Genomic DNA, 11,674 nt, shown 5'->3' with positions numbered 1-11,674 from the left:
CAAAAGAACGCTTGGTTTTTGATTTAAAAGCAACATTTCCTGCTAGTTTTCACAAATTTATATACTCTACTGATTAATAGGGTTTTAATCTTAGGTTATGAAAGCAGGAAGACGATTTGTGTTAGAAGGTGGTTTGTTTTATCATTAAACCAGTAATTGTTTTAAATAATATCTTAAAAGTACATTTTTGAGGACATCAATCAAGATTCAAAATCTTTGTAATATCCTATAAATACATCTATTTCAGGGAGTTAATTATAAAAAAAATCAAATTTTTTGTTTGTTTTTATGAAAAGGACTCCCTAACATTGCAGCATCAAATGATATACGAAAATGTTCATTCTTGATATATCATTTGGTAGTAATTTGTATTTCAAGCTTCAATCGGCTGTTGTTGTAAACCACCTGCAATAGGGCCGCTTCAAGAAAACGTATCTTTAAACAAGTGTAAACATACGTGTGCAAAATGGATAGATGTCGGTTTTCAAAAAATACGGTGGTGGCCATGATGGCTTGAGGATTCTTTAAAATACTCTCACTACTTATTCAGGATATTAGCGTATAACATGGACAATGAGCCGTATTTGACGGTGGTTGTTTAATTCGTGTCTTTTTGTTCGGTTATACGCTTCTTTATTAATATACTATATCTATAGTTATTATTTAATTTTAAAACACAACTATAATGAAGGGAAGACTACTTGCATGGGTTTTGATGATTTCGATACCCATATTCACAATTGCACAGACAACACCCACAATCAACGCAACACTCTCTGGTAAAATCATTGACCAACGCACCAAAGAGCCACTGATTGGAGCTACTGTGCTTATCAAAGGCACTACTAACGGAGGCACCACTGACGTAGAAGGGGCATTTTTTCTTAAAACAGGGCAAAAATTCCCTTTTACTTTGGTAGTAAGCTACATTGGATACGAACCCAAAGAAACGATTGTCAATGAAAGCAATATCACTATTGAGCTAGGTGTTGATTCTAAACAATTGTCTGAGGTTGTGGTAGTTGGATATGGTTCGCTCGAACGAAAAAATCTCATTGGTTCTATCTCAAAAATTGACCCTTCCGAAACCAAAACCATTCAAGCAGGGAGTTTTGATGCACAGCTTCAAGGAAAAGTATCAGGGGTTCAGATTTCTTCAAGTACAGGCGTACCGGGTGAGGTAATTAATATTAGGGTAAGAGGTGCCACTTCTATCAATGCCGACAACGACCCTTTGTATGTAGTAGATGGCGTTTTTATCAACAACAACAGTCTTCAGACCATTGGCACGGGCGGTAAGGCGACGTCGCCTATTTCTGACCTCAACCCCAACGACATCGAAAGTATCGAAGTACTCAAAGACGCGGAAGCTACTGCCCTCTATGGTTCACGAGGCGCTAATGGTGTGATTCTCATTACCACCAAAAGGGGGAATTTTGAACAAAAACCCAAAATCAATTTCAATGCTTCGTTTGGGCAAGCCAAAGCTACTAAACTATGGAAACTTACGACAGGGCCAGAACATGCCCAACTCGTCAATGAATGGTGGATTAATACCGGCAAAGATACACCTTCGCTCAATCGTACTTTTGCAAATCGCCCCTTTAGGCCCGTATCAGAAGGAGGGCGCGGACTTCCAGAAGAACAGCAAACCTATGACCGCTTAGGGGAGCTTTTCCGTACCGCCAAACTCGCTAATTATGACCTTTCGCTCACGGGTGGTACCAAAAGCACCAAATATTACATTGGAGGAGGCTTCAACAATCAAGAAGCTATCATCAAACCGATTACGTTTCAAAGAGCTAGTTTCAAAGTAAACTTAGACCAAAAAGTAAACGACAAAGTGCAAGTAGGAGTCAGCAATACCTTCACTCGCACGTATCGCAATCAGGCAAGAGCAGGCGATGGACCAGCCGGGGGATTGTTGCAAGCGGCATTGCACACCCCTACTTATCTTTCGCCCGTCAATGAGCAAGGGGTGTTGGTGGGACGTGCAGGGTTTGATAATTTGACCTTATTGCTTGACAACTACAATGTCAACTCAACAAGCCTACGCTACATCGGAAACTTATATGCTGATGTGCAGCTTTTACCCAACTTGAAGTTTAGAAGTAGCTGGGGTATTGATTATAACAACTACAACGAATCCGAATATTGGAACAATCTACTGATTTCAGGAAGTCCGAATGGATTGGCGACTTCGTCAATTACGCAATTTACAACTTGGCTCAACGAACAAACCCTGCAATACCGTAAAAAATTTGGGTCACAACATTCCTTGGGCGTATTGGTTGGAAACACTTTACAAAGCGACCTCCAAACCAGAACTTATGCCGAAGGGAGAGGTTTTGCCAACAACCAATTCACCCAAATTTCTTCCGCTGCCACTACTGCCGGTTCACAAAGCTGGAGCAAAAGCAACTTGGCTTCTTTCTTCGGAAAAATCGATTATGCTTTTGACAATAAATACTTGCTCGATTTTAGCGTAAGGGCGGATGGTTCTTCTCGTTTTGGAAACAACCGCAAATGGGGGTACTTCCCTTCGGTAGGAGTTGCATGGCGCGCCAAGCAAGAAAGCTTCTTACGGGATGTCAACTGGCTTTCTGACCTCAAAATCAGAAGTAGCGTAGGTATTACTGGCAATCAAAATGGGATTGGAGACTTTGCTTCGCAAGGACTTTGGACCGGGGGAGCCTCTTACCAAGGCAATGCCGGTATAGCGCCCCAACAGCTTGGCAATGCCGACTTACAATGGGAACGCACGCGCCAATTTAATATCGGAATTGACGCCTCTATCATCGAATCACGCGTAGGCTTTGAGCTTAATTATTACAACAAATATACTTCCAACGGCCTTTTACAATTGGCACTTCCTGCCGCTACTGGCTTTAGTGGCTATTGGTCAAATGCCGCCGAAATTAGCAACAAAGGTTTTGAATTTGTACTTAATACCGTCAACATCCGCAAAGGTTCGCTTTCTTGGACCACGAGCTTTAACGTGGCTCAAAATATCAACAAAATCGAAAAACTCCCTAATCCACTCCGCTACGGAAGTCGGGATTTGATTTTACTCCAAGAAGGGACTCCGTTGTATTCGTTTTGGGTGTATAAAGAACTGGGTGTCAGTCCTGAAACTGGAAACGTAATCTACGACGATGTCAACAAGGATGGCCAAATCATGGTGGCCGACCGCCAAATTTTTGGTAGTATTTGGCCCAAATTTTTCGGTGGTCTTACCAACAACTTCACCTATAAAGGTTTTGATGCTTCGGTGTTTTTCTCCTTCCAATACGGCAACAAAATCTATAATCACAATCGGTTTTTTGGAGAAGGAGGAGGCGCACGTGATGCAGCGCGGGTGATTTTGGCCAGCAACAACGACCGTTGGCAAAAACCGGGAGACATCACGGATACTCCTCGCCCCGACGGTGTCAATGTCAACAATTACCGAGATGGAGGAAGTCGTTGGCTCGAAGATGGCTCATTTTTAAGACTTCGCTCGTTTAACCTAGGCTATACGCTCTCCAAAAATACCACTAAGAAAGTGGGTATCGAAACACTACGTGTATACCTAGCTGGTACGAACCTATGGCTTCTGACCAAATACACGGGTCTCGACCCTGAGTCGAGTGCAAGCAGTAGTCAAAACCAACAAGGAATCGATTTAGGAACTCCACCTCAGCCATTGGGCGTACAAGTAGGAATCAATCTTTCGTTCTAACACTCTTTTTGAAAAAATACATCGAAATGAAATTAGTCAAAAATATAATAGGCATATCATTGGTGATTTTACTTTCAAGTTGCGAAAAGTTTCTTGAAGTCAACCCCAAAGAATCTATCTCTGACGCCGTTACGATTGTAGATCGTACTTCGGCCGAAACCGCCATTAGAGGCGTGTATAGTGCATTGGCAAGCGGTGATTATTATGGCACAAGTTTTCAGTCGATTGGGTATCTTTCTGGTGACAATATTCAGTGGACTGGCTCACAATCGCAAGTTCAGGAGTTTATCAACAAGAAAGTAAATGCCGACAACGCCACCATTAGCTCGGCTTGGATAGCTATCTATCGAACTATCAATCGCGCCAACAACGTAATCGTCAAAGTAGCAAGCGTCAATGACCCTCAGCTCACCCAAGCACTCAAAAATCAATACATTGGCGAAGCTTATTTTATCAGAGCATTGGCCTATTTTGATTTGGCTCGTACTTGGGGAGGCGTTCCATTGATTACGACTCCGACCGTCAATCCAACGGATAATGTGGGAATCAAGCGAAGCACCCAAGCCGAAACTTACGCCCAAGTACTCAAAGACTTAGAAGCCGCTGAGCCACTTCTTCCCGCTACTACCGACCGCTATCGGGCTACTCGCAAAACAGTTTGGGCTTTACGAGCGCGCTATCATCTTTATCAAAAAGAATGGGCAAAAGCCGAAGAATACGCTAGCAAAGTGATTACAGATGCGACCAATTATCGTTTGATAAAACCTTTCAGTGCTTTTTTTGCCAATGATGCCCGTGGTACTGCCGAATCTATTTTTGAGGTTTTTTACAATGGCACCACCGAAGTAAATTCTCACCGAGGCCAATGGCAGCCTCAAACCAACGGCGGTACCCGTCAGTGGGCGCCCAATGATGCCTTGGTGGCCTTACTCAACAATCCCGCCGTAGGTGGAAACCGCAGCGCATTGGTTGCCAAAGACAATCAAAACCGCTGGTATGGAAACTTGTATTATCGCAATCCTGCCTCTGACCCTTCTTATATTATTCGGATTGCCGAATTGTACTTGATAAGAGCCGAAGCACTTGCCCAACAATCAAAACTAAGTCAAGCACTTACGGATCTAAACGTGGTCCGTGACAGGGCAGGAATCGCCGCAAGCACAGCCACTACCCAAGAGGAGGTTTTGTTGGCTATCGAAAATGAACGCCGTCTCGAATTTGCCTTGGAGCCTCACCGATGGTTTGATATTGTCCGCACGGGCAGAGCTGGGGCTGTTTTTGGTGTCACCGACCCCAATCGTTTGTTGCTCCCCATTCCTGTCCAACAACTGCTATCTGACAAGTCTTTGGAACAAAACCCTGGTTATTAATTATTTACACCAGACAAGACTTTCCAAGTTTAGGAATCAAACAAATTAAAACTTGGAAAGTCTTGTTCGAAGCTATCACTACTAACCTCTACCATAATCATTTATAAATCACCTTCAAAAACTACGACCATGTCAAATCAACCCAACGTTGGCAGTGCTTGGAGTAACTTAGAAAAAAACGCTTTCCGTTTTTTTTCAATCTTCTTCTTTATTCAGGTTTTGCCTTTCGATAGTCGTTTTTTTCAGCAATTAGTTTCCGTCGATTTGTTTAGTATTAGTTACCGTGACATTTTTTATTTGTCACGGTACTCACCTTCTTTTGTGGGACACGACAACCCCCTCAATTGGTTAATTGTGGGAGTTTTGGCCGGCATTGGGGCCATTGTCTGGGCAAAAGTGGATACTACTTCTACCGACTACAACAAGCTATATTATTGGCTTAGGGTACTCCTACGCTATCGACTAGCGATTGGACTAATTGCTTACGGATTTATCAAACTCTTTCCATTGCAAGCACCTCTTCCGTCGATTAGCAATCTTAACACAAACTATGGGGATTTTTCTGCGTGGAAGCTCTTCTCTCTAGGGCTGGGAGTTGTGCCCAATTATCAATCTTTTTTGGGATTGGTAGAAATTATAGGTGGGCTTTTGTTGCTTAATCGCAAAACCACCACTATCGCAACCCTCATCATTATTCCTTTTACAGGCAACGTTTTTGTTTCCAACATTGCTTATGAGGGTGGCGAATATATTTACAGTTTTTATCTGGTTTCGATTGCGTTATTTCTTTTTGCTTATGATGCTCTTCGGGTGTTCAATCTTGTCTCACTTGAGCTACCCACTGCCCCTCATCGTTTTCAACCTGTATTTTCAGAACAGTGGCAAAAAGCCCGTCTTACGCTCAAAACCACCTTCATTTTCTTTTTTGTGATTTTGTATGGCTACAAAACATACGCAGGCTACAAAGAAGGACCGTATCAATTTCCACAAAAAGCAGGTCTTCCACGAGCAGAAGGGATCTATAATGTGAGCGTATTTGCGGTCAACGATTCTATTTTGCCTTACTCCAAAACTGACTCTACGCGGTGGCAAGATGTGGTGTTTGAGCAATGGAACACTATCAGTATCCGCTCTAATCGCCCTGTGAAGATAGCTCATACAAAAACGGAAGAAATCTTCCAAAATGACAGCGACCGCAGTTATGAGTATGCTGGGTCACAAGGAAGGCACTATTATAGTTATGAATGGAATACTTCAAACAATGTACTGTATCTAAAAAACCGCAATCCCAATCATAGCAATGAGTCTTTGACATTGCATTTTACACAGCCCAACGATTCTACTTTTGTACTTAAAGGAATCAACGAAAAACGTGATTCGGTATACGCCATTTTGAACAAAATCAACAAAAAATACCTCACGTTTGAAGCCCAAAAAACGGGGCGCCGCCGTGGCTTGAAACTCTAATATTTTCCTTTAAAACCTTTTACCTCATGGCTAAAGCATTAAAAATCACATCAGAACGGGTTGATTTGGGAACAAACCCCTTAAGTCAAAAAACAGCTATCCCCAAAACGGTTGAGCCTTTTCCGCAGCATACAGAGCCTTCATCTAAGCTACCTTCGTGGAAACCCTGGCAAAAAATTCTGTTCAGAATGGCCTTTGTTTTTTTTGTAAGTATGGCGTTGCCCAACAGTCTTGATTGGTACAAAGAAATAGTATCGTTTGACTGGCTGCACCTGCATTATCGTGATCTGTACGACATCGCTCGGTTTGGGTCAGGTCTCAACATTTTTGGGTCTACTATCTTTGGGTCTAATCTCAATGGATACGCTATTTGGGTGATTACCTTTATCTTTTCGGTCGTAGTGGGGCTAATTTGGACGGCTATCGCGGTTTATCGTAAGTCTGAGCGAGCCGAATACTATCTTTTATACTATTGGCTACGGGTAATTGTAAGATATAGAGCTGGGATTGGTATCATCGGTTTTGGATTTACTAAACTTACGCCTACTCAGCTCCCCTACCCTTCTTGGGGTATTCTCAATACGGATTTTGGAGATTTAACCCTCCAAAAAATCTATTGGCTTTCGATTGGTATTGTGCCTTGGTATGAGGTATTTACGGGAATCGTGGAGGTAGCGGCGGGGGCTTTACTTTTTTTCAGAGCGACTACCTTCTGGGGGGCGGTTTTGCTTTTTGGAGCTTTGGCCGATATTGTCTATGTCAATTTTGCCTATGACGGGGGAGTGCATGTCTACAGCTCTTATTTTGTACTTCTTTCGGCTTTTATTCTCATAGATTACGTACCCTCCTTGTATCGCCTTCTTATCCAAGAAAAATTCACCATTCCGTTTACTTATTATCCCAATTTTAGCGAAGCTTGGCAACGAATCTTGCGTATTTCGCTCAAAACGGTCACTATTATCATTTTTTTGCCCGTATTTACGTATTTGGCGATTGTCAATTTTTTGTATGACCCCTACAAACAGCCCGCTATCAAAGGAATACCCTCTTTGCGGGGCAACTACCATGTGACGGAATTTAAACTCAACAATCAGGTGACTCCTTACTCTCCACTTGATACAACTCGCTGGCAACAGGCCACTTTTGAAAAGTGGACAACCCTCACTTTCAAAGTCAATAAGCCCGTAAGCCTCGACTTATCCAACGGTGGAGGTGCTCCCATGCGCGACATCAACCGCACCTTTGAACTCACAGGAGTAGCAGGTGGCCAACGGGTGTTTTATTATGAAGCTGATACTCTCAACAAAGTGCTTTATCTTCAAGACAAAAACCGAGGAGTTCGCCAAGAAGGGCGGGAGTTTTTGGGAAACAGAACAGACTTTGGGGGAGATGCTCGCACCAATGCCGCAGCTCGCAAAAAGACAGAAAAAGCACTTGAAGATTCATGGATTCCGAAAGAAGCACTGGCAAACATTGGCTCCGAAGATACTAAGATTGAGGCGATAGCCCGCTCTACCCGTCGAACCAAAGGTATTGAGGCAGAATCGCGACCTACCAAACGCAACCGTATGGTATTGAAATATGAGATATTGGATGGGGGAAATAAGGTGATTTTGTCGGGCATCAACGAAAACAAAGATTCCATCACAGTGGTCTTGAATAGATATACCAAAAACTATGCTTTGTCGAGAAGTACACTTGAAGCTGGTAAATATGATTAATTTCGTCGCTGTTGTCACTGATTCTGACAAAAAAGCGGAATCAGTGACAATTTATTTTTAACTTGTTTGAGAAAACGCTACGCTTTATGCCGTCATTGATGGGTATTTTATTAAAGTCTCTTTTGGTATTTCCCCTCGTTTTGGGATTATTGTTTTCAACGCAAAACTACACGCCTAAGCAGTCGTCTCATTTTTCACCAGCCGACACTTCACAAGTTCCTTCTTCTTTTGGTTTTGGGAGATTGGCTACCCAAACCGAAATCGACAGAATAGACATTGATGTTCGTCCTGACGGCAAAGGGCTGCCCCAAGGCAAAGGCGTAGCCGCCAAAGGAAAATTGATTTTTGCCACCAAATGTGCCGCTTGCCACGGCGCAGGAGGCATAGGGGGGCCTAATGGCTCATTGGTGCATAGTCAAGTGGACCCTACTAAAAAACGTGCCGAGAAAACCATCGGTAATTATTGGCCTTATGCTACCACGGTCTTTGACTACATCCGACGGGCCATGCCCTTCAACGCCCCCGGCTCACTCACCAACGAAGAAGTTTATCATTTGACGGCCTATTTGCTTTCGGCCAATCAAATCATTGATTCTAGCTTTGTGGTTACACCTACCACACTTCCAACGGTAAAAATGCCCGCACAGCCCCTATTTGTTCCTGACGACCGCAAAGGTGGACCTGTAATAAAATAATGTATGAAAAACAAAATCATTGAACTTACACAGCGGGATACCAAAATATCAAGGCGGAAACTTTTGGGAGGTGCCGCCACTGCCGCCGTAGCTATTGTTCAGACCGCCGAAGGCAAAAACGTGCAAGCAGCTCTTAGCCAAGCTCAATTATTAGATGACGACCCAACCAAAAAACTAGGGACTTTCCCTGGTAAAATCGGCACACGTTCTTCTTTTGAGCAATTGGTCAAAGACCCCTCAGAGACGTCTTCCCGTTCGCCTTTACAAGATTTTTATGGTATCATCACCCCCTCTGATCTTCACTTTGAGCGGCATCATGGAGGCGTACCCGTCATCGACCCTAGCAAGCACGAATTGCTCATTCATGGAATGGTAAACAAACCCATGATTTTTAAGGTAGCTGACTTAAAGCGATTTCCGTCGGTATCTCGTATTGCATTTTTGGAGTGTTCGGGCAATTTCCGTTCGGGTAAAGAAACCCTTCGCCCTCAAGAAATTTGTGGCCTTACCAGCCAAAGCGAATGGACAGGCGTGAAACTTTCAACGATTTTTAGAGAAGTTGGCATCAAGCCCACTGCGACTTGGTTTTTGGCCGAAGGAGGCGATGCCGCCGTAATGACTCGCAGTATTCCGGTCAAAAAAGGGTTGGACGATGTTATCATTGCCTATGCCCAAAACGGCGAAGCCCTCCGTCCCGAACAAGGTTATCCTATTCGGCTTTTTGTGCCCGGTTGGGAAGGCAATACCAACGTCAAATGGCTTCGCCGAATTGAACTCTCCGACCAGCCTTTTATGACTCGCGAAGAAACTTCCAAATACACCGAATTTGTAAATGGTAAAGTCCGACAATTTAGTTTTGACATGGATGCTCGCTCTATCATTACCTTTCCTTCTTATCCACAGCAGGTAGAAAAAGGATGGATTGAAATCAGGGGTATCGCTTGGAGTGGACGCGGCAAAGTCCACAAAGTAGAAGTAAGCGTAGATGCTGGCAAGAGTTGGCAAATTGCCAACCTACAAGAACCCATTTTAGACAAAGCGCATACGGCTTTCAGGTATTTGTGGAAATGGGACGGCAATGCCACCGAAATCATGAGCCGTGTCACCGACGAAACTGGCTATACTCAGCCTACGCTCAAGCAATTGGTAGAAGCAAGAGGCGAATCCAATGGCTATCATTTTAATCCAATTACGGCTTGGCAAATCAAACCTGACGGCTCGGTGCTTTTCAAACCCGAATCATTTAGATAATCTCTCCCTATGACCTCATTTGATTATGATGCCGTGGTGGTTGGTTCGGGGCCAAATGGCTTAGCAGCGGCCATTACTTTACAACAAGCGGGCTTACGAGTACTTATCGTAGAAGCCAAAAATACCATTGGAGGAGGCTTACGCACGGCAGAACTTACCTTACCAGGCTTCAAACATGATATTTGTTCGGCGATTCATCCGATGGCCGCAGCCTCTCCTTTTTTCAATGCCATTCCATTGGAGAAACACGGACTCGAATACATTTATCCTTCTATTTCGGCAGCCCATCCCTTCGACAATGGGACATCGGCCGTATTGACCCGTTCGCTCCAAGAAACAGCCTCCCTTTTAGGTCATGACGAAGGCAATTACCTTTCTTTAATTGGGTCCGTAAAATCCCAATGGGAATCGCTTCTACCCCAAATTTTAGGCCCTTTAAGTTTTCCAGAAGACCCTATTGGATTAGCCAAATTTGGACTCAATGCCTTACAACCCGCTACTTGGCTGGCAAAAAAATTCAACAACGAAGCTACCAAAGGGCTTTGGGCGGGGATGGCAGCGCACTCCATTTTGCCCCTTTCTCACTTTACAACTTCGGCTATCGGGCTAGTACTCATGACAGCCAGCCATGCAAAAGGGTGGCCGATTCCGAAAGGCGGCTCTCAACAACTCGCCAATGCCTTAGGCTCTTATTTTCAATCCATTGGTGGAAAAATACAAACCAACTTTTACGTAAGCGCTTTGTCGCAACTACCTTCATCAAAAGCCATTTTGTTTGACATTACCCCTCGCCAATTGCTCCAAATTGCAGGGCATCGTTTTTCGAGTATTTATCGCTGGCAACTCCAAAAATACCGCTACGGCATGGGGGTTTTTAAAGTGGATTGGGCGTTGGCCGAGGCAGTCCCTTTTACTTCTTCGGATTGTAGGCTTGCCGGAACACTCCACTTGGGCAATACTCTTGAGGAAATCGTCCATTCCGAACAAGCCACTTGGCAAGGCCAGCATCCTTCTCGTCCTTTTGTCCTTTTGGGGCAACAAAGTCTTTTTGACGCTACCCGCGCTCCCGCCGGCAAACAAGTGTTGTGGGGGTATTGTCATGTCCCTCACGGCTCTACCAAAGACATGACGCCCTTTATCGAAAACCAAATCGAGCGGTTTGCGCCTGGTTTTAAAGACAGGATTTTGGCACGGCATACCTTCAATACTTCCCAAATCGAAGAATACAACCCCAACTATATTGGCGGCGATATCAACGGCGGTGTGATTGATTGGCGTCAGTTGTTTACCCGGCCTGCCTTGCGCTGGTCGCCTTACCGTACTTCCATCAAAGGTCTGTACTTATGCTCGTCTTCTACGCCACCGGGTGGAGGAGTGCATGGAATGTGTGGCTACCACGCCGCCAAACAAGCCCTCAAAGATGTTTTCAAAATCGAAATATGAAGCTGT

General features: G+C 44.1%; 7 protein-coding genes. All 7 read left to right on the top strand.

Annotation, left to right across the window (positions count from 1 at the left end; translation table 11 throughout):
* Positions 1-685 precede the first annotated feature (685 nt).
* The 7 genes from G563_RS0110695 to G563_RS0110665 all read left to right on the top strand — a co-directional run bounded on the left by G563_RS0110695 (position 686) and on the right by G563_RS0110665 (position 11,668).
* Entirely contained in the window at positions 686-3,721 is a 3,036-nt protein-coding gene (locus G563_RS0110695; RefSeq protein ID WP_028665313.1) for a SusC/RagA family TonB-linked outer membrane protein, read from the top strand.
* 26 nt (positions 3,722-3,747) lie between these two features.
* Entirely contained in the window at positions 3,748-5,091 is a 1,344-nt protein-coding gene (locus tag G563_RS0110690; protein ID WP_028665312.1) for a RagB/SusD family nutrient uptake outer membrane protein, read from the top strand.
* A gap of 129 nt (positions 5,092-5,220) precedes the next feature.
* Entirely contained in the window at positions 5,221-6,558 is a 1,338-nt protein-coding gene (locus G563_RS0110685) for a hypothetical protein (RefSeq protein ID WP_028665311.1), read from the top strand.
* A gap of 26 nt (positions 6,559-6,584) precedes the next feature.
* Positions 6,585-8,279, top strand: coding sequence for a hypothetical protein (locus tag G563_RS0110680; protein WP_028665310.1), 1,695 nt, complete (start codon positions 6,585-6,587; stop codon positions 8,277-8,279).
* A gap of 86 nt (positions 8,280-8,365) precedes the next feature.
* Positions 8,366-8,974: a c-type cytochrome gene (locus tag G563_RS0110675; RefSeq protein ID WP_037326480.1), complete on the top strand. Its 609-nt coding sequence runs from the start codon at positions 8,366-8,368 to the stop codon at positions 8,972-8,974.
* A 3-nt stretch (positions 8,975-8,977) separates the two neighbouring features.
* Positions 8,978-10,225, top strand: coding sequence for a sulfite dehydrogenase (soxC, locus tag G563_RS0110670; protein ID WP_028665308.1), 1,248 nt, complete (start codon positions 8,978-8,980; stop codon positions 10,223-10,225).
* Between the two features lie 9 nt (positions 10,226-10,234).
* The gene (locus tag G563_RS0110665) at positions 10,235-11,668 is read left to right on the top strand and encodes a phytoene desaturase family protein (RefSeq protein ID WP_028665307.1); all 1,434 of its coding nucleotides are present in this window, start codon (positions 10,235-10,237) and stop codon (positions 11,666-11,668) included.
* The last annotated feature ends 6 nt before the right edge of the window (positions 11,669-11,674 follow it).

Origin of the sequence: Runella zeae DSM 19591 (genome assembly GCF_000423565.1) — a bacterium.
Taxonomy (GTDB): Bacteria; Bacteroidota; Bacteroidia; order Cytophagales; family Spirosomataceae; genus Runella; species Runella zeae.
Note: the sequence above shows the minus strand (reverse complement) of the source record. Positions and strands in the feature narration are given on the sequence as shown.